The sequence below is a fragment of the Bradyrhizobium sp. 62B genome, assembly GCF_030272265.2.
Classification (GTDB): domain Bacteria; phylum Pseudomonadota; class Alphaproteobacteria; order Rhizobiales; family Xanthobacteraceae; genus Bradyrhizobium.
Genome location: NZ_CP092841.2, coordinates 4,776,692 through 4,795,183, shown reverse-complemented (window position 1 = coordinate 4,795,183; position 18,492 = coordinate 4,776,692). Strand labels below are relative to the sequence as shown.

Here is an 18,492-nt window from a genome sequence, read left to right as displayed (position 1 = left end):
CATGACCGAGAAATTCATCTCCATCGAGGGCATCGCCAAGCGCTATCCCGGCGCGGGTGGCGCTACGACCACCATCTTCGAGAATCTCTGGCTGTCGATGGCGCGCGGCGAGTTTGCCTGCGTGATCGGCCATTCCGGCTGCGGCAAGACCACGGTGCTCAACATCCTCGCCGGCCTCGACGCGCCGAGCGAGGGCGCGGTCATCGTCGACGGACAGGCGATCTCCGGTACCAGCCTCGATCGTGCCGTGATCTTCCAGAGCCATGCGCTGTTGCCCTGGCGCACCGTGCTCGGCAACGTCAGCTACGCCGTGAGCTCGAAATGGCGAAACTGGGACCGCGCCAAGGTAAGGGCGCACGCGCAGAACTTCATCGATCTCGTCGGCCTCGCCGGCTCCGAACACAAGCGGCCATCGGAACTATCGGGCGGCATGAAGCAGCGCGTCGGTATCGCGCGTGCCTTGTCGATCACGCCGAAGATGATGCTGATGGACGAGCCCTTCTCGGCGCTGGACGCGCTGACGCGGGGCACGCTGCAGGACGAGGTCCGGCGTATCTGCCTCGAGACCGGTCAGACCGCATTCATGATCACCCACGACGTCGACGAGGCGATCTATCTCGCCGACAAGATCTTCCTGATGACCAACGGGCCGGGTGCGGTGCTCGCCGAGGTCGTCGAGAATCCGCTGCCGCGGGATCGCGGCCGCATCGATCTTCACCGCCATCCGCTCTATTATGCGCTGCGCAACCACATCATCGATTTCCTGGTGACGCGCAGCAAGACCTTTGCCGCCGAAACGCTGGGCCACGATCCACGCAACGTGCCGACGGTACATATCGGCAAGCCCGGGCTGACGATCGCCTCGAACGTCGAGGAGCAAAGACAGACCTGGATACCGGGCCCAGTCCCGGACTCACCGCCTGAGAGGAGACCCTGACATGAAACGCGAAGACCTCACCGAAAAGCTGCTCGACATCAAGCGCGAGAAGGGCTGGAGCTGGAAGCACATCTGCGACAAGATCGGCGGCTATTCCGAGGTGCTGATCACGGGCGCCATCCTCGGCCAGATGAAGCTGACGAAGCCGCAGGCGGCCAATGCCGGCGAGCTGTTCGGTCTGTCGAAGGCTGAAGTCGCCATGCTGAACGAGACGCCGATGCGCGGCATGCCGATGCCCCCGACCGATCCCCTGATCTATCGCTTCTACGAACTCGTGATGGTGAACGGGCCGGCCTGGAAGGCCTTGATCGAGGAGGAGTACGGCGACGGCATCATGTCGGCGATCGACTTCGACATGGTGATGGAACGACAGCCCAACCCGAAGGGCGACCGCGTCAAGATCACCATGAGCGGCAAATTCCTGCCGTACAAATATTACGGCGCCAGCGGCAACGTGCCGGAATACGGCTTCAAGGAGGAGTGACCGCGGCGAAGGCGGCGCGCAACGCGCCGACCTCTGCCATCTCGCGAATATAGGTGAAGGATCCCTTGTCCTTCATCTCGCGCGCGCAGGTCAGGAACGCGGCAAGCGCGTAGCGTGACATCGCCCCGCCGACGCTGATGCGCTTGACGCCGGCGGCCGACAATTGCTCGGCCGTCAGCGTCGGGTCGGCAAAGCCCATGACGTGGTTGAACGGCTTACCGAGCGAGGAGACGACGGTCCGGATCGTGCCGAGGTCGTACAGGCCGGGCGCATAGAGGACATCGGCGCCCGCGGCCTCGAAGGCCTGCAGGCGGCGAACCGTGTCGTCGATGTCCTGGCGGCCGTGCAGGAAGTTCTCGGCCCGCGCGGTCAGCGTGAACGGAAACGGCAGCGCGCGCGCCGCTTCGACAGCGGCCTGGACGCGCTCGACGGCGTGGGAAAAGTCGTAAATGGGGCGATCGCGATCGCCACTGAAATCCTCGATCGAGCCGCCGACGGCGCCGGTCTCGGCGGCGCGCTGTATCGCCTGGGCGGCACGCTTCGGCTCGTCCGCACCGCAATTCTCGAGGTCGACACTGACGGGCAGGTCGGTCGCCTCGACGATCGCGCGCGCGTTGGCGAGGATGACATCGAGGCTGACGCCGGTGGTGCCGAGCATGTTGGCGACCCCGAGGCTCGTCGTCGCCAGGGCCTCGAAGCCCATCGCCGCGAGCAGCTTGGCGGTGCCGGCGTCCCATGGATTGGGAATGATGAAGGCGCCTCGGCGCTCGTGCAGGGCGCGGAACGCCGTCGCCTTGTCCAGCTGGCTCGTCATGGCTCGTCTCCGTGTTGTCGGTCGAGGCAGGCTTAGGAGCATTTTCGCCATCCGCCAAATTTGTTATTCTTGCGGAAGACATCAGTTTTTTGCATGAGGTCGCGATGGACAGTGACGCCCTCAACACCTTTCTGACCGTTCATCGCAAGGGAGGGATTTCGAATGCCGCGAAATTCCTGCACCGCTCGCAGCCGGCGATCTCGCGCCGCATCGCCCTGCTGGAGCATGAGCTCGGCGTGCCCCTGTTCGAACGGGTGGCAGGCCGCACCCGGCTCAGCGATGCCGGACGCGTGCTGATTCCCTATGCCGAGCGCGCGGTTGCCGCGGCGCAGGACGCCGAACAGGCGATCCGCGCGTTGACCAAGCAGAATGCAGGGCCGGTTTCGCTCGCGGTGACCGGAACGCTGGCCGATAGTCGCCTGTCGACCATCATGAAGCGGTTCGCAAAGGAGAATCCGGCCGTCACGCTGGCCTTGCAGACGCGACCAGCGCGGAGGTCAGCGATCTCATCCGGCGCGGCGAGGCGACGATCGGCCTGCGTTACAACACCGACCGCTCCGGCGACCTCACCTGCGAGCTGGTGCTGAGCGAGGCGTTGCAGGTGGTCTGTGCGCCCGACCATCCCCTGGCTGGAAAGCGGGTGACGCGCCTCGCGGAGCTCAGCGGCGAGCGCTGGATCGCATTCCCGGCGACGCGCGGGCGCCGCGAGATCGCCGCGGCTCACGTGTTCGCGCTGTTTCTCACGCAAGGGCTCGGCGAAGTGGAGTGGACGGCCGTGGACAGCCTCACCGCCCAGAAGCGGCTCGTCGAGGCGGGCTTTGGTGTTGCGCTGCTGGCACGGAGCCACATGGCGGAGGAGCTGCGTACGGCCTCGCTCGCGACGATCGTGGTCGGCGATCTGGCGGCGGATCAGGACATCGTTCTCGTCACGCGCCGCGGTGGTTTTCTGAGCGCTGCGGCCGAGCGCCTGCTCGAGACCATCCGGCGCAACTATGCCGGGCGGGACGTCCCGACCACGCGGGACACCGGAAGGCGATCGCCGGCGCGCAAGGGTATTGCGCGCCGGCGCCTCGCTTAACTCAGTTATTTCCCGGCCTTGACCTCGGCGGCTGCGACCGCGAGCAGCTCGCTCATCTTGGCGCGAATCGCCTGCTCGGTGACGGCGACGTTCTTGGCGGCGAAATCGGCCGTCAGCTTGCGCACGACGTCGGCATCGCCGGCCTCCTCGAAGTCGGCCGCAACCACTTCCTTGGCATAGGCGGTAGCGGCATCGCCGGAGATACCGAGCTTTTCGGCGGCCCACAGCCCGAGCAGCCGGTTGCGGCGGGCCTCCGCCTTGAATTTCTGCTCCTCGTCGAGGGCGTATTTCTTCTCGAAACCTTCCTGGCGCTTGTCGAACTCGCTCATGCCTTGTTCCAAATCCCTCTGATGGCGCGGGGGGCCATCCGTTGCGACCGCCCGGCTGCGTGCCTACATAGATAGCACATATCGGCAAAACAACGGGCCGTTAAGCCGCAGGCAAGACGGTATAAGTTGGCGCCGGACGGCCGGATCGATTGTGCTCGGACTGCCAATCGGATAGGTTGCCTAAAGGCTTAGTTCCCGTTCTGTTTCCAAGGGTTTATAGATGGGTTCCGGGCTGTTCACGGCAGCTCCGCTGTGGGTCGTAAATCCTAGTAACCGGAGCACACCAAATACATGGATTTCAACAAAACACGGTACATCCCCATGAGCCGTCGGCGTCGTATTTATGAAGGCAAGGCAAAGGTTCTGTATGAAGGCCCGGAGCCCGGTACCTTGATCCAGCACTTCAAGGACGACGCCACCGCGTTCAATGCGAAAAAGCATCAGGTGATCGAGGGCAAGGGTGTCCTCAACAACCGGATCTCGGAGTACCTGTTTCAGCACCTCAACGACATCGGGGTGCCGACCCATTTCATCCGCCGCCTCAACATGCGCGAGCAGTTGATTCGCGAGGTCGAGATCGTGCCGCTCGAGGTGGTGGTGCGGAACGTCGCCGCCGGCTCGCTGTCGCAGCGCCTCGGCATCGAGGAGGGCACCCAGCTGCCCCGTTCGATCATCGAATTCTACTACAAGAACGACCAGCTCAACGATCCCATGGTGTCGGAAGAGCACATCACGGCCTTCGGCTGGGCGACGCCCCAGGAGATCGACGACATCATGGCGCTCGCCATCCGTGTCAACGACTTCCTTACCGGCCTCTTCCTCGGCATCGGCATCCGCCTCGTCGACTTCAAGATGGAGTGCGGGCGCCTGTTCGAGAACGAGATGATGCGCATCATCGTCGCCGACGAGATCTCGCCGGACAGCTGCCGTCTCTGGGACATCAAGTCGAACGAGAAGCTCGACAAGGATCGTTTCCGCAGGGATCTCGGCGGTCTGCTCGAGGCCTATACGGAAGTTGCAAAGCGTCTCGGCATCCTGATGGAGAACGAGCGTCCGCAGGGCTCCGGCCCGGTGCTGGTGAAGAGCTGAAGAGGATTTTGACGTGAAGGCACGTGTCACCGTTACCCTGAAGACGGGCATCCTCGATCCGCAGGGCAAGGCCATCGAAGGCGCGCTGAAGTCGCTCGGCGTCGATGGCGTCGCCAGCGTCCGCCAGGGCAAGGTGTTCGACATCGAGCTTGCCGGCGCCGACAAGGCCAAGGCGGAAGCCGCGCTGAAGGACGCCGCAGACAAGCTGCTCGCGAACACCGTGATCGAGAATTATCGGGTCGAGCTGATCGGGTGAGCAGGACGGCTCACAGCCATCCCGCGCGGCGAAACCGCCAGTACAGCGCGCCGCAGGCGGTCAACATCACGCCGAGCAGCATGAAGTAGCCGTACTCCCATTCCAGCTCCGGCATGTGCTTGAAGTTCATGCCGTAGATGCCGGCGAGCGCGGTCGGGATCGCGATGATCGCAAGCCAGGAGGCGAGCTTCTTCGATACCGCCGTCTCCTGCGCCTGGCCGACCAGGAGGCTCGCCTCGAAGGCGAAGGCCAGCACCTCGCGCATGGAATCGATGCGCTCCTGGATGTTGCGGACGTGGTCGGTGACGTCGCGGAATAGCGGCTGCATGGCCTGCCGCACCATCGCCAGCTCGTCATGCTCCAGCCGGCGGCAGACCTCCACCAGCGGCCCGATCGCGTTGCGCAGGCGCAAGAGGTCGCGGCGCAGCATGTAGAGCCGCTCGATCTGCGCCTTGCTGATCGGCTTCGACAGCACGTCATCCTCGATGCCTTCGACCTCGTCGTGAATGCTCTCGAGCACGGGCGAGTAATTGTCGACGATGAAATCGAGGATGGCGTAGAGGATGTAATCCTCGCCGCGAGCCAGCGCCCGCGGGCAGCTCTCGCAACGCTCGCGCACCGGCTTGTAGGAGGTCGAAGCGCCGTGGCGCACCGAGACCAGATAGCCTTCGCCGACGAAGATGTGGGTCTCGCCGAAGGCGATGCGGCCCTCGATCAGTTGCGCGGTGCGCGCCACGATGAACAGGGCCTCGCCATATTGCTCGATCTTGGGACGCTGATGGGCGTGGTTGGCGTCCTCGATCGCGAGCTCGTGCAGGTCGAACTGCTTCTGCACCGCGCTGAGCAGCGCCATGTCGGGCTCATGCAGGCCGATCCAGACCACGTGGCCGGGCTTGGCGCGCCAGCTCGAGGCCTCGCTGATCGCGATATTGGCAACGCGCCGGCCGTCAACATAGGCACCGGCCGCGACGACGCCCTCGGCGGATACCGGCTCGGCGAGGGAGGTGGGCAGCGACGGGACGTTCATGGCTGCAATCCCGGGCAAGATCGTTGGGCAAAACTGCCGTGGCTATGGCCTGTGTACAAGGCCGCCCGGCGAGGCTAGCACTGGTAAAATCCCCGTCAAATGGCTATGTCTCCCAGCGAATTGGCCCCTTCGGCCAGCCCGATTCCCGTCACCGTCGGAACCCGAACATGAAAGCCGCCATCCTCGTCTTTCCCGGAATCAACCGCGAGCGCGACATGGCGCGTGCGCTGAGGCTGATCTCGGGCCACGAGCCGGCGATGGTCTGGCACGCCGAGACCTCGCTGCCTCCGGGGACCGACCTCGTGGTGGTGCCGGGCGGTTTCTCCTACGGCGATTATTTGCGCTGTGGCGCCATCGCGGCACGTGCGCCGGTGATGGACGCGGTGCGCGACTACGCGGCCAAGGGCGGCCTCGTGCTCGGCGTCTGCAACGGGTTTCAGATCCTCTGCGAGTCCGGCCTGCTGCCCGGCGTGCTGATGCGCAACGCGCGGCTGAAGTTCATCTGCCACGACGTGCATCTGCGCGTCGAGCGTTCCGACACGCCGTTCACCCGCGGCTACAATGCCGGGCAGGTGATCCGTGTGCCGGTCGCCCATGGCGAAGGCAATTACGAGGCGGACGAAGAAACCATCAAGCGGCTCGAAGGCGAGGGGCGGGTGCTCTATCGCTATTGCTCGGCCGAAGGTGTGGTGGACGATAACAGCAACATCAACGGCGCCGCGCACTCCATCGCCGGCATCGTGAACGACAAGGGCAACGTGCTCGGCATGATGCCGCATCCGGAAAACCACGTCGAAGACATCATGGGCTGCACGGACGGCCGCGGCCTGTTCGCCGGCCTCGCTCAGCATCTGGAAAAAGCCGCGTGATTTCGTTCGTGGTGAAGCGGCTGTCGATCGCGGTCGCCGCAATTGCTTTCGCGACGGCCGCGTTTGGCCAAGACTATCCCAAGCGTCCGGTCACCATGATCGTGCCGTTCGCGGCCGGCGGCACCTCGGACGTGATCGCGCGTGCGGTCGCCGAGCAGATGGGCATCGCGCTCGGCCAGACCATCGTGATCGAGAACGTTGCCGGTGCCGGCGGCTCGACCGCGCTGGCGCGCGCCTCCCGCGCCGAGCCCGACGGCTACACCATCGCGATCGGCAATGCCGGCACGAATGCGGCGACCTACACGATCTATCCGAAACTGCCGTTCACGCCTGAGTCCTTCGTGCCGATCGCCATGGTGGCGAAGACATTCGGCATCATCGCGCTGCGCAAGGACTTTCCGGCCAAGGACCTGAAAGAGTTCATCGCCTACGCCAAGGCCAATCCGGGCAAGATCAATCTCGGCCATGCCGGCGTCGGCTCGTCGAACTATCTGATCTGCAAGAGCTTCGTCACCGCTGCCGGCATCGACGCGACGCTGGTCGGCTACCGTGGTGCTGCGCCTGCGTTGACCGATGCGGTCGGCAGCCAGATCGACGGCGTCTGCGATGCGGCGGCCTCGGTCTCGCAGTCGATCAACGAGAAGCTGGTAAAGGGTCTCGTGGTCGGCTCGACCGTGCGGCTCGCCACGCTGCCGGACCTGCCGACCTCGGCGGAAGCGGGTTTGCCCGAATTCGAGGCGCAGGGCTGGAACGGCCTGTTCGCGCCCAAGGGCACGGCGCCGGCCGTGATCGCCAAGCTGAACGCCGCTGCGCGCACTGCGGTCGAGACCGATGCCGTGAAGAAGCGTTTTGCCGATCTTTCCACTGTCGCCCCTGATGCCGACGAGCACGCGCCCGAAGTGCTGCAGAAGCTCGTGACGCGCGACGTCGAGAAATACCGGAAGATGCTGGCGGACGACGCCAAGTAATCGTCAGCGCCGCTTCAGCCGCTCCGCCGGCACCGTCATCGCGGCGACGCCGGCCATCACCAGCAACAGCCCGAGCGCCAGGTTCGACGGCACGCTCTCGCCGAGCAGAGCCACGGACAGGCCGACGCCGATGGGGATGCGCAAGTATCCTTGTGCGTTGGTGGTCAGCGTGCCAAGGCGGCCGAGGCAGACGTAGAACAGCATCAGCCCGAGCGCGCTCGAGACGATGCCCATGACGATGGTGGCGACGATCGCCGTCGGCGTCGGCTGCAGCGTCCAGGGCTGGTCGATGATCAGCGAGGGCGGCAGCAGGATGAGGCCGCCGAACAATAGCGAGCCGGCAGCCACCACCATCGGATCGTACTCCGACAGGCGCAGACCGAAGATAGTCGCGCAGGCAAAGGAGATGGTGGCGAGAAGGATCGCGATCTCCGCCACGATCTCGCTGCCGAAGCCGTGCAGCGCATCGAGGCCGACGATGAGAATCGTGCCGGCGAGGCCGAGCACCGCGCCCGCGAGCTTGAGCAGCGTCGCCGGCTCGTGCCGCGTGATCAGAGAGGTGATCAGGAAGGCGAAGATCGGCGTCGTCGAGGCCAGCACCACCGTGTTCGACGCCGGCACATATTGCTGCGACCAGGTGATGATCAGGAAGGGGAAGGTCGAATTGATCAGCTGCTGGGTCGCGAACAGCTTCCAGGCTTTCGCGTCGGTCGGAATCCTGATGCCGCGCATCCACAGGATCGCGAACAGGAAGGCGGCCGCGATCAGCGAGCGTGCGGAGATGAAGGTGATGGGCGGGATGATGGGAAGCGCCAGCTTGGCCAGCGGATAGGTCGAGCTCCAGCAGCAGGCGAGCGCGAGCAGCAGCGCATAGTCGCGCCAGTTGCGGGCGCCGGTGGCGATGGACGGCAACGGCGTTGATGCGGCCGCCGTCGCGCGACCCGCCTCCGACGTGCTCTGCGGCACCTTGTTCTTGCTCCCCGGCGCGACAGCGCTTGCCGGGAAGTCTGGGCGAGGGCGCGCGAAAAGGGAAGGCGCCGAGCTATGCGTTTGGCTGAGGGAGCGCCTTCCGCTTCATCCGCTTGATCGTGCCGGAAAAGGTCAGCAGCACCCGGTCGGCAGACATCATCTTGCCGCGCAGGAAGATCAGCGAGCCGCCGGCGCGGGTGACCTCGCCGGTGCACTCGATCAGCTCGCCCTCGCGTGCCGCGTCGAGGAATTCGCAGGCAAAATTGGTCGTCACCGCCCGGCTGTCCAGGACATGGGTGGCGATCGCGAACAGGGAGTAGTCGGCGAAGGCCATGTAGCAGCCGCCATGGACGTTCCCGGAGCCGTTGAGGTGCTTTTTCTCGACCCGGAAGGCGCTGCGGACGCTGCCGTCGGCCTCGATCCGGTGCCAGAAAGGGCCGACATGGGCCTCGAAACTGTCGCGAATCCAGGTCCGCCAGCCCACGAATTCGCCCTGGGTGGCGACGTGGAGGTCGGGGCGGCGGGGTGGGGGCGCTTTGGTCAATTCGTGCAAGGAAATAGGCCTTCAATTGCGGATCTCGAGCCCTTAAATCCGATCCGTCGGCGCCGTGCAATTCCTGTTCCCGCCGTCCCCGCCTGCAAAACGTGGGACAGCGGGAAAATGCGCCATAAAGGGCTTTTCGCGAGCCCCGGATGTTCCTAAGAACGGCCAAACCGCCGCCGAAAGCCCCTGAAGCCATGAAGAATGAACCCAAGATCACCCCCGAACTGGTTGCCGCCCACGGGCTCAAGCCCGACGAATATGAGCGCATCCTGAAGCTGATCGGGCGGGAGCCGACCTTCACCGAGCTCGGCATCTTCTCGGCGATGTGGAACGAGCACTGCTCGTACAAATCCTCCCGCATCCATCTGAAGGGCCTGCCGACCAAGGCGCCCTGGGTGATCCAGGGCCCAGGCGAGAACGCCGGCGTGATCGACATCGGCGACGGCCAGGCCGTGGTCTTCAAGATGGAGAGCCACAACCACCCGAGCTACATCGAGCCCTACCAGGGCGCGACCACCGGCGTCGGCGGCATCTTGCGCGACGTCTTCACCATGGGTGCGCGCCCGATCGCGTGTCTCAACGCGCTGAGCTTCGGCGCGCCCGAGCACGCCAAGACCCGGCACCTCGTCTCCGGCGTCGTCGCGGGCGTTGGCGGCTACGGCAATTCCTTCGGCGTGCCGACGGTCGGCGGCCAGGTGCGCTTCCACACCCGCTATGACGGCAACATCCTGGTCAACGCGATGGCGGTCGGCCTCGCCGATGCCGACAAGATCTTCTATGCGGCGGCCTCCGGCGTGAACATGCCGATCGTCTATTTGGGCTCCAAGACCGGCCGCGACGGCATCCACGGCGCCTCGATGGCCTCGGCCGAGTTCGACGACAAGTCCGAGGAGAAGCGTCCGACCGTGCAGGTCGGCGATCCCTTCGCCGAGAAGCTGCTGTTGGAAGCCTGCCTCGAGATCATGGAGAAGGGCTGCGTCATCGCGATCCAGGACATGGGCGCGGCCGGCCTGACCTGCTCGGCGGTGGAGATGGGCGCCAAGGGTGATCTCGGCGTCGACCTCGATCTCGACGCAGTGCCGACGCGCGAGACCGGCATGAGCGCCTACGAGATGATGCTCTCGGAAAGCCAGGAGCGCATGCTCATGGTGCTCAAGCCCGAGAAGGAAAAGGAAGCCGAGGCGATCTTCAAGAAGTGGGGCCTCGATTTCGCCGTCGTCGGCTACACCACGCCGAGCAAGCGTTTCGTGGTCAAGCATGGCGGCGACGTCATGGCCGACCTGCCGATCAAGGAGCTCGGTGACGAGGCGCCGCTCTATGACCGCCCGCACGTTCCCTCCACCGCGCTGCCGGTCGTGCATGCGCGCGAAGTGCCGGCGCCGATGGGCTTAGGCAGCGCGCTGGAGAAGCTGATCGGCACGCCCGACATGTGCAGCAAGCGCTGGGTCTGGGAGCAATACGACCACGTCATCCTCGGCAACACTATGCAGCGTCCCGGCGGCGATGCCGCTGTGGTGCGCGTGCAGGACGGGCCGAAGGGCCTCGCGCTGACCGTCGACGTGACGCCACGCTATTGCGAGGCCGATCCGTTCGAGGGCGGCAAGCAGGCGGTGGCCGAAGCCTGGCGCAACATCACCGCGGTCGGCGGCAAGCCGCTCGCGATCACCGACAACCTTAATTTCGGCAACCCTGAGCGGCCCGAGATCATGGGCCAGTTCGTCGGCTGCCTGAAGGGCATTTCGGAAGCCTGCCGTATGCTGGATTTCCCGGTCGTCTCCGGCAACGTCTCGCTCTACAACGAGACCAATGGCCGCGCGATCCTGCCGACGCCCTCGATCGGCGGCGTCGGCCTGCTCGACGATTTCACCAAGTCGGCCTCGCTTGCCTTCAAGGCCGAGGGCGAAGCGATCCTCCTGGTCGGCGAGACCCATGGCTGGCTCGGCCAGTCGGTGTATCTGCGCGACATCTGCGGCCGCGAGGAGGGCGCGCCACCGCCGGTCGATCTCGCCGCCGAGAAGCGCAATGGCGATTGCGTGCGCGGCATGATCCACGCGGGCACCGCCACAGCCGTGCACGACCTCTCCGATGGCGGCCTCCTGATCGCGCTCGCCGAGATGGCGATGGCGAGCGGCATCGGCGCCAAGCTGCTGGCGGCGCCGACCTCGCTGGTGTCGCAGGCCTATTGGTTCGGCGAGGACCAGGCGCGCTATCTCGTCACCGTGCCGGAAACGGAAGCCGGCCGCGTGCTCGCCAAGATGCGCGGCTGCGAGGTGCCCTGCGTCCGTATCGGCACCACCGGCGGCGACGCGATTGCCATTGCCGGCGAAGCGCCTGTCACGATCGACAGCTTGCGGATCTCGCACGAGCGCTGGCTGCCGGACTATATGGCCGGCAAGGCGGCGTAAGGCGCTTCCACAAACTCAGAGCCGTAGCCCGGATGGAGCGAAAGCGTAATCCGGGACCGCTATCGCGTGTGGCATCACTCCCGGATTGCGCTGCGCTCCATCCGGGCTACGATTCCGTCGTCGCAAGGGCTCCTTGACGAGCCGAGAGACCGCGCGCTTTCACAACACCGACGACGCCCCCGGTATCTTGCGCAAAGCCGCCGTCAGGCCCCAGCTCAGGATCACCGTGAGCACGAAGCCGATCGCCGCTTTCGCGATCGCAGGCAGCTCGTAATCGAACAGCGCATACTGGATCCACAGTGCGATCGGGTAGTGCACCAGGAAGATGCCGTAGGCGTCGGCCTGCATGCGGTCGAGCAGGGTTGGCCCCGGCGCTTTCGAATGCAGGAAGAAGGCGAGGATCGTGAGCAGGATCGAGGCCGAGAACAGCACCAGGAACGTGCCGTAGAACACGTGGTACCAGTGCGGCAGCGGATCGGGATTGCCGAGGATTTCGCGCTTGATGTAGATCATGCCCCACATCAGGCAGTACGGCACCAGCGTGATGAACACCCACCGCCAGCGGTCGTTCGGCAGCTGACCGTCCGAGCTGAGGATGCCGCGATCGAAGTTCGCCGAGCCGACGCTGGCGCCGATGAAGAAGTAGCTGAAGTAGAGCAGGATGCGGCTCGCTTGCACCGAGAACGGTCCGGACTCGAACCATTTGTTGGCGCCGAAATAGACCAGCGCCGGCAGGTAGACGAGGACGCTGATCGCGGCGAGCACCAGCCAGAACGCGGCCGGCTGGTCGAATCCGCGCAACGAGACGCGGTTGATCGGGTCGACCAGATGCGCGGAGACCCGGTAGAGCAGGCTCGCGGTGAGATCGAAGGCGAGCAGCACCCACACGAACCAGATCGGGCCGCTCGGCCACGGCCCTGCCGTCACCGTCTTCCACCAGAATGCAGCGAAGGTCAGCTCGGGCTCAGCCCGCAGCGCGATGGCGTAGTAGGCGAGCGGGATGACGGTGAGGGCCGCGATCGCGAACGGCAGCCCGAGCCGCAACAGGCGGTCGCGCAAAAAGACCGACGGTGCCTTGCGCGCGATGCCGGGCCAGGTGAACAGGCCCGACAGGAAGAAGAACATCGCCATGAAGAAGCTGTCGGTGGCGAGCACGATCATGTCGAAGCCGGCGAAGGAGGCCGGATCGGTGTGACCGAAATGCGTGTAGGGAATCACCGCGTGATGCAGCAGCACCACCAGCGTCAGGAAGGTACGGGCACGATCGAGCGAGAGATTGCGCGCCTTGCTCTTCGGCGCAGCCTGCGCCTCCGCGCCCATCGTCGCTGAATGTAACATCGTCATTATGGTCGCCCCGCGTCCCGTCCCGCCGGGACTGTGCCGCCGGGAACCGGATTCAGCAAGGGTCGTTTCGGCAGCGGCAACCGGAGGAACCAGTTCCGCGCAGCAAAGTTAGCATTCGCGAAAGGGCGTAGAGGGCCGCGGCAAGCGGCAATCGATTGCGGAGCTGGCGATGACGATCCTGAAATGGGCGCTGATCTTCCTGCTGATCTCGATTGTGGCCGGCGTGCTCGGCTTCACCGGAATCTCGGCTGCCTCCGCCGATATCGCTCGCTTCCTGTTCTACGTGTTTGTCGTGATCTTCCTGGTGCTGCTGATACTGGGGCTGACGATTTTCAGGGCATAGCCCGACCGGTACAGCACTCATCGTCATGCCCGGGCTCGTCCCGGGCATCCACCTGTTTCGGTATCTGCGATTATCCAAGAATGTGGATGGCCGGAATAAACCCGGCCATGACGTGGCGCTACAGCGCGGGCCTACCCCACTTCCTCGATCTTCACCTTGTCCGGATAGAAGGCGAGATGGCCGGAAATCTCCGTCATCGCGGGGAAGGGCATCTCGTAAGTCCAGATCGCATTGTCGAGCGTCTTGCCGTCGGCCTTGACGCTGAAATAGTTGGCGTCGCCCTTGTAGGGGCAATGGGTGGTGCGCTCGGTGCGCTCCAGCAGGGCCATATTGGCGTCCTCCCGCGGCACATACTGGACCGCCGGGTATTTCGCCTCTTTCAGGGTCAGCGCCTTGCTGGTCTCGGCGATCACGATGTCGCCCGCGGTGACCCGAACGCGCCGGGGATTTTGGGTGATGGTGATGGGGTGGTCGGGCCCTGGAAGCTTCATGATGTCACGCCTTTTCGATCGATCTGCCTTGCGCGGCACTTTGTCGTGCCTTTATCCCGATGGGATCAGGGATATAGTGCCGGAATGCGTGACGAAGAAGACTGTTCACGCTAAGTTTGACCCAGCCGGCAAGGGGACCCCGGCGCGATTCGACGAGACAGGAGCACGACCCGAATGCCCATGGACGCCCACGATATCGAGGCGATGATCAAGGCGGCGATCCCCGATGCCGAGGTGACCATCCGTGACCTCGCCGGGGACGGCGATCACTATGCCGCGACCGTGATCTCGGAATCCTTCCGCGGCAAGTCCCGCGTCCAGCAGCACCAGATCGTCTATCAGTCCCTGCGCGGCCAGATGGGCGGCGTGCTGCACGCGCTGGCGCTGCAAACCGGCGTGCCGGGCGCTTGATCTGACCGGCTGCCTGATCTGATCGCGCGACGGGGGAAGGATGATGGCTGCGGACAATCCTCGCGGCGCGATGTTTCGCGTCATCGTGCCGAACCAGCACAGCCGCGTCACCAATGTCGAGCTGTTCTTCGACCTCGTTTTCGTCTTCGCGGTCACGCAGGTCTCGCACACGCTGCTGCACCATTTCACGCCGCTCGGCGCGGTGCATGTCACGGTGTTGTTTCTCGCGGTGTGGTGGGTCTGGGTTTACACCGCCTGGGTCACCAATTGGCTCAATCCCGAGCTGACGCCTGTCCGCGTCATGCTCTTCCTCATGATGTTGGGCGGCCTCGTGCTGTCGACGACGATCCCGACCGCGTTCGAGGGGCGGGGCCTGTGGTTTGCGATCGCCTACGCGACCATGCAGCTCGGACGCACCGCCTTTTGGCTGTTCGCAACGCCGCGGCATCGGACCGCGGTGCGCCACAACGCGATCCGCATCCTGACCTGGCTGTCGATCTCCGCGGTGTTGTGGATCGCAGGCGGCCTGTACGAGGGCGAGACGCGGCTATGGCTGTGGATTGCGGCCGTCACCTGGGAGTACGTCTCTCCGGCGGCGCGGTTCTGGGTGCCGAAGCTGGGCTTCTCGTCGGTTGAAGCCTGGGCTGTCGAAGGCGGCCACATGGCCGAGCGCTGCTCCCTCTTCGTGATCATAGCGCTGGGCGAGGCCGTCGTCGTCAACGGCGCGACCTTTGCCGAGCTGGAATGGACCGCAGCCAACATCCTTGCCTTCGTCTCCGCGCTGGTCGGCGCCATCGCCATGTGGTGGATCTATTTCCACAAGGGAGCGGAAGCCGGCGCCGAGCGGATCTCGAAGTCCGCCGAATCCGGCCGGCTGGCGCGGCTCGCCTATACCTATCTGCACATGCCGATCATCGCCGGCATCATTCTGACCGCGGTGTCGGATGAGCTGGTGCTGAAGCATCCGACCGGCCATTCCGACTTCAGGACCATCGTGAGCACGATCGGCGGTCCCTTGGTATTCCTGGTCGGCACAATCCTGTTCAAGCACGCGATCCGCGGCTTCCTCCAGCTCTCCCACGGCGTCGGCATCATCCTGCTGCTGGTGCTCTGGTGGTTCGCCGCCGATCTCTCGCCATTCTGGCTCTCGGTCGCCACCAGCGCGATCATGATCGTCGTCGCGGTGTGGGAGTCGGTGTCGCTGGGGTCGGCAACCGAGGAGTAGGCGCGGGAAGCCTACTCCTCGACCTCCAGCGCGTGCACCGAGAACATCTTCGACGCATCCGTCCAGCTTTCGCGCACTCGCCAGCCGGCGCCTTGCGCCAGCGCGGAAAAGCGCTCGAGGCTGTATTTGTAGCTGTTCTCGGTGTGGATGCTCTCGCCCGGGCGGAACGAGAAGCTGGTGCCGAGCAGGCGGACGGTCTGGCTCTTTTTGCTGATCAGATGCATCTCGATGCGGTGCCGCTCGCGGTTGTAGATCGCGCGATGGGTGAAGGCGGACAGATCGAAATTACCGCCGAGCTCGCGGTTGATGCGGACCAAGACATTGAGGTTGAAGCGCGCGGTGACGCCGGCAGCATCGTTGTAGGCGTCATGAAGCACGCGCTCGTCCTTCTCGAGGTCGGCGCCGATGATCATCTGCGCGCCGCGGCCGAGGATCTTGCGTGCGCTCATCAGGAAGGCCTGCGCCTCATGCGGCTCGAAATTGCCGATGGTCGAGCCGGGGAAGAAGCCGACCTTGGGCATGGACGCGACCGCCTTCGGCAGCTCGAACGGCGTGGTGAAATCGGCCGCGACCGGATAGATGCCGAGCGCGGGGAAATCCCGCTTCAGGCCGTTCGCCTGCGCTTTCAGGAAGTCGCCGGAGATGTCGACGGGGACATAGGCCGCGAATTTGCAATGATCCAGCAGCAGGCGAACCTTGGTGGTCGCGCCGGCGCCGAACTCGACCAGCGCTGCGTGCTCCGGAATGATCTTCGCGATCTCGCGGCCGCGCTCCGTCAGGATCGCAAGCTCGGTGCGTGTCGGATAATACTCCGGCAGCTTCGTGATCGCCTCGAACAGCTCCGATCCTGTCGCGTCATAAAAGTATTTCGGCGACAGCTTTTTCGGCTGCTGCGAGAGGTCCTCGATCGCCTCGCGGGCGAAGGCGGTCGTCTGCTCGTCGGGAAGATGGGCTTCGGCCAAAGCGCTGGCGTGCACATTCATGATACTCTCCTGAACGCGCTGTCCGGCGCGCATTTGTCGTGGGATAGTTTCTACTCGTAGTCGGCGAGCCGCAGCCCGGTGAACTGCCAGCGGTGGTGCGGATAGAAGAAGTTCCGATAAGTGATACGACTATGGCCCTCCGGAGTTGCAAGCGAGGAGCCGCGCAGCACCAATTGGTTGACCATGAACTTGCCGTTGTACTCGCCGAGCGCCCCTTCGACGGCGCGATAGCCCGGGTAGGGCGAATAGGAGCTGCGCGTCCATTGCCAGACGATGCCGAAGGCGTCGTTGAGCTGGCCCGCGCGGGCCGCGACCTCCCATTCCATCTCGGTCGGCAGATGCTTGCCGGCCCAGCGGGCATAGGCGTCGGCCTCGTAATAGCTGACATGGCAGACCGGTGCGTCCGGGTCGACCGGCCTGAGGCCGGCGAGCGTCATCATCTGCCACCCGCCATCGGCCTCGCGCCAATGGCCGGGTGCCTGCCAGTCGTCCTTGCTGGCCGCGGCAAAGCCGTCCATCAGCCACAACGTCGCGGTCCGATAGCCGCCGTCGCGCATGAAGGCGAGCCACTCACCATTGGTGACGAGATTGCGCGCGACCTTGACCGGCCCGACGAGAGCGCGATGGGCCGGCTTCTCGTTGTCGAAATGAAAGCTGTCCTCGACATGGCCGACGGTGTGGATGCCCTCGTTGAGGTGCGGCCAGTCATCACCGGTGCGGGTCGCGGCGGGAAAGCGCCAGTCCGGGTCGTAGGCCGGATAGACCGGGTTCTGCGCAAAAGCGTGCAGGATGTCGGTGAACATCAATTCCTGATGCTGCTGCTCGTGGTTCAGCCCGACCTCGACCAGCGGCGCGATCTCGCGAAGCTTGTCCGCGCCGGCCTCGCGGAAGAATTTGACGACGGCCGCATCGACATGTCTGCGATAGGCACCGACTTCGTCGGCGCTGGGACGGGTGATGTCGCCGCGATGATTGCGCGCATGACGCGGGCCGGCGCTGACGTAATAGGAATTGAACAGGAACGCGAAATCGGGGTGGAAGGGCCGATAGCCCGCGGCGTGCTCGCCGAGCAGGAATTGCTCCCAGAACCAGGTGGTATGCGCCCGATGCCATTTCGTCGGGCTGGCATCCGGCATGGACTGGATCTGCTGGTCCTCCGGCGAAAGCGGCGCGGCCCGGCGTTCGGTCTCATTGCGGACGGCAAGAAATGCGTCGTGAAGCCTCTGGGCGAGGCCGCCCTGACCGGACAATGACGAAAGCGGGGCAGTGGCCGTAGCGGAGGCTTGTTTCGTCACGTTTTTCTCCAGACAGGACAAGAGAACGTTGTTGGCGTTGCCGGGTTCCAAAACCAGGGTTCGTCCTAGATAGGGGCTCCGTTACGGTATGAAAGTCCTCTCGGGCGATGATATTGATGTCATCAGCCTATGGACCAGGCTTGGGGCCCGCTGGGGTCAAGCCGGCCACCGGGGAGCTTGTCGCCGCCATTTTACTTTGGATGCACAACGGTTTGGGCTACATATATAGGCAGGTATCGGGTTAGATCGGCTGAGCCAGCCCGAAGCGATCGGTGAGGGCTTCGCCCCAAAAGGACATGGATATGAGCATCGAGGAATTCATCGCAAACGAAGTGAAGTCGAACGACGTGGTTCTGTTCATGAAGGGCACACCGCAATTTCCGCAGTGCGGTTTCTCCGGCCAGGTCGTCCAGATCCTCGACCATATCGGCGTCGGCTATAAGGGCCTCAACGTTCTCGAATCCGCAGAACTGCGTAACGGCATCAAGACCTTCTCCAACTGGCCGACCATCCCGCAGCTTTATGTGAAGGGCGAGTTCGTCGGCGGCTGCGACATCGTCCGCGAGATGTTCCAGGCTGGCGAACTCCAGCAGCTGTTCTCCGAGAAGGGCGTCGTCGTCGCCGCCTGATC

22 protein-coding genes are annotated in these 18,492 nt (G+C 64.5%); 13 read left to right on the top strand and 9 right to left on the bottom strand.

Features of this window, described 5'->3' with window-relative positions; all coding sequences use genetic code 11:
• Nucleotide 1 precedes the first annotated feature (1 nt).
• Nucleotides 2-937 carry an ABC transporter ATP-binding protein gene (locus tag ML401_RS22885; protein WP_285806993.1) on the top strand — a complete coding sequence of 312 codons (936 nt, stop codon included), beginning with the start codon at nt 2-4 and terminating at the stop codon, nt 935-937.
• A gap of 1 nt (nt 938) precedes the next feature.
• Nucleotides 939-1,421 (top strand): cyanase, encoded by a 483-nt coding sequence (gene cynS, locus ML401_RS22880; RefSeq protein ID WP_194403148.1) that lies wholly within the window; start codon nt 939-941, stop codon nt 1,419-1,421.
• On the opposite strand, the gene ML401_RS22875 is transcribed toward cynS, so the two are convergent.
• Nucleotides 1,408-2,235, bottom strand: a complete 828-nt coding sequence (locus tag ML401_RS22875; RefSeq protein WP_285806992.1) for an oxaloacetate decarboxylase — start codon at nt 2,233-2,235, stop codon at nt 1,408-1,410. The genes cynS and ML401_RS22875 overlap by 14 nt on opposite strands.
• 104 nt (nt 2,236-2,339) lie before the next feature.
• Between ML401_RS22875 and ML401_RS22870 the strand changes: the two genes are divergently transcribed.
• Both ML401_RS22870 and ML401_RS22865 read left to right on the top strand, forming a co-directional pair.
• Nucleotides 2,340-2,822: a LysR family transcriptional regulator gene (locus ML401_RS22870; protein ID WP_285806991.1), complete on the top strand. Its 483-nt coding sequence runs from the start codon at nt 2,340-2,342 to the stop codon at nt 2,820-2,822.
• A complete protein-coding gene (locus tag ML401_RS22865; protein WP_376717378.1) occupies nt 2,744-3,313 on the top strand; it encodes a substrate-binding domain-containing protein in 570 nt (189 codons plus the stop codon). The genes ML401_RS22870 and ML401_RS22865 overlap by 79 nt, the downstream gene beginning before the upstream one ends.
• A gap of 5 nt (nt 3,314-3,318) precedes the next feature.
• Here ML401_RS22865 and ML401_RS22860 read toward each other — a convergent pair whose 3' ends face one another.
• Nucleotides 3,319-3,642 carry a DUF1476 domain-containing protein gene (locus tag ML401_RS22860; protein WP_194403145.1) on the bottom strand — a complete coding sequence of 108 codons (324 nt, stop codon included), beginning with the start codon at nt 3,640-3,642 and terminating at the stop codon, nt 3,319-3,321.
• A gap of 321 nt (nt 3,643-3,963) precedes the next feature.
• On the opposite strand from ML401_RS22860, the gene purC reads away from it, so the two are divergent.
• Together purC and purS are read left to right on the top strand one after the other, a co-directional pair.
• Complete coding sequence (gene purC / locus ML401_RS22855; RefSeq protein ID WP_173015815.1) at nt 3,964-4,731, top strand: phosphoribosylaminoimidazolesuccinocarboxamide synthase; 768 nt, start codon at nt 3,964-3,966, stop codon at nt 4,729-4,731.
• A gap of 13 nt (nt 4,732-4,744) precedes the next feature.
• The gene (gene purS, locus ML401_RS22850) at nt 4,745-4,987 is read left to right on the top strand and encodes a phosphoribosylformylglycinamidine synthase subunit PurS (RefSeq protein WP_007602264.1); all 243 of its coding nucleotides are present in this window, start codon (nt 4,745-4,747) and stop codon (nt 4,985-4,987) included.
• A 10-nt stretch (nt 4,988-4,997) separates the two neighbouring features.
• On the opposite strand, the gene ML401_RS22845 is transcribed toward purS, so the two are convergent.
• A complete protein-coding gene (locus tag ML401_RS22845; protein ID WP_194403144.1) occupies nt 4,998-6,014 on the bottom strand; it encodes a magnesium and cobalt transport protein CorA in 1,017 nt (338 codons plus the stop codon).
• 167 nt (nt 6,015-6,181) lie between these two features.
• On the opposite strand from ML401_RS22845, the gene purQ reads away from it, so the two are divergent.
• The gene (gene purQ, locus ML401_RS22840) at nt 6,182-6,883 is read left to right on the top strand and encodes a phosphoribosylformylglycinamidine synthase subunit PurQ (RefSeq protein WP_194403143.1); all 702 of its coding nucleotides are present in this window, start codon (nt 6,182-6,184) and stop codon (nt 6,881-6,883) included.
• Nucleotides 6,880-7,851 carry a tripartite tricarboxylate transporter substrate binding protein BugD gene (locus tag ML401_RS22835; RefSeq protein ID WP_285806990.1) on the top strand — a complete coding sequence of 324 codons (972 nt, stop codon included), beginning with the start codon at nt 6,880-6,882 and terminating at the stop codon, nt 7,849-7,851. The genes purQ and ML401_RS22835 overlap by 4 nt, the downstream gene beginning before the upstream one ends.
• 3 nt (nt 7,852-7,854) lie before the next feature.
• On the opposite strand, the gene ML401_RS22830 is transcribed toward ML401_RS22835, so the two are convergent.
• Entirely contained in the window at nt 7,855-8,817 is a 963-nt protein-coding gene (locus ML401_RS22830; RefSeq protein WP_285806989.1) for a DMT family transporter, read from the bottom strand.
• Nucleotides 8,818-8,893: 76 nt separating this feature from the next.
• On the bottom strand, nt 8,894-9,373 hold the full coding sequence (locus ML401_RS22825) for a PaaI family thioesterase (RefSeq protein WP_285806988.1): 480 nt from the start codon (nt 9,371-9,373) through the stop codon (nt 8,894-8,896).
• Nucleotides 9,374-9,558: 185 nt separating this feature from the next.
• Here ML401_RS22825 and purL point away from each other — a divergent pair, with 185 nt between their 5' ends.
• Nucleotides 9,559-11,769, top strand: a complete 2,211-nt coding sequence (gene purL / locus ML401_RS22820) for a phosphoribosylformylglycinamidine synthase subunit PurL (protein WP_285806987.1) — start codon at nt 9,559-9,561, stop codon at nt 11,767-11,769.
• Nucleotides 11,770-11,928: 159 nt separating this feature from the next.
• Here purL and ML401_RS22815 read toward each other — a convergent pair whose 3' ends face one another.
• On the bottom strand, nt 11,929-13,107 hold the full coding sequence (locus ML401_RS22815) for an acyltransferase (protein WP_285812724.1): 1,179 nt from the start codon (nt 13,105-13,107) through the stop codon (nt 11,929-11,931).
• Nucleotides 13,108-13,282: 175 nt separating this feature from the next.
• On the opposite strand from ML401_RS22815, the gene ML401_RS22810 reads away from it, so the two are divergent.
• Nucleotides 13,283-13,456: a DUF1328 domain-containing protein gene (locus tag ML401_RS22810; RefSeq protein WP_027548646.1), complete on the top strand. Its 174-nt coding sequence runs from the start codon at nt 13,283-13,285 to the stop codon at nt 13,454-13,456.
• 131 nt (nt 13,457-13,587) lie between these two features.
• On the opposite strand, the gene ML401_RS22805 is transcribed toward ML401_RS22810, so the two are convergent.
• A complete protein-coding gene (locus ML401_RS22805; protein WP_285806986.1) occupies nt 13,588-13,947 on the bottom strand; it encodes a DUF427 domain-containing protein in 360 nt (119 codons plus the stop codon).
• 174 nt (nt 13,948-14,121) lie between these two features.
• On the opposite strand from ML401_RS22805, the gene ML401_RS22800 reads away from it, so the two are divergent.
• Nucleotides 14,122-14,358 (top strand): BolA family protein, encoded by a 237-nt coding sequence (locus ML401_RS22800; RefSeq protein ID WP_018316584.1) that lies wholly within the window; start codon nt 14,122-14,124, stop codon nt 14,356-14,358.
• Nucleotides 14,359-14,401: 43 nt separating this feature from the next.
• Nucleotides 14,402-15,583 carry a low temperature requirement protein A gene (locus ML401_RS22795; protein WP_285812723.1) on the top strand — a complete coding sequence of 394 codons (1,182 nt, stop codon included), beginning with the start codon at nt 14,402-14,404 and terminating at the stop codon, nt 15,581-15,583.
• Nucleotides 15,584-15,594: 11 nt separating this feature from the next.
• Here the strand turns inward: ML401_RS22795 and egtD are convergent, their stop codons facing one another.
• Both egtD and egtB read right to left on the bottom strand, forming a co-directional pair.
• On the bottom strand, nt 15,595-16,566 hold the full coding sequence (gene egtD, locus ML401_RS22790; RefSeq protein WP_285806985.1) for an L-histidine N(alpha)-methyltransferase: 972 nt from the start codon (nt 16,564-16,566) through the stop codon (nt 15,595-15,597).
• A 50-nt stretch (nt 16,567-16,616) separates the two neighbouring features.
• Nucleotides 16,617-17,912 carry an ergothioneine biosynthesis protein EgtB gene (egtB, locus tag ML401_RS22785; protein ID WP_285806984.1) on the bottom strand — a complete coding sequence of 432 codons (1,296 nt, stop codon included), beginning with the start codon at nt 17,910-17,912 and terminating at the stop codon, nt 16,617-16,619.
• A 251-nt stretch (nt 17,913-18,163) separates the two neighbouring features.
• Here egtB and grxD point away from each other — a divergent pair, with 251 nt between their 5' ends.
• A complete protein-coding gene (grxD, locus tag ML401_RS22780; RefSeq protein WP_181769420.1) occupies nt 18,164-18,490 on the top strand; it encodes a Grx4 family monothiol glutaredoxin in 327 nt (108 codons plus the stop codon).
• Nucleotides 18,491-18,492: the final 2 nt, after the last annotated feature.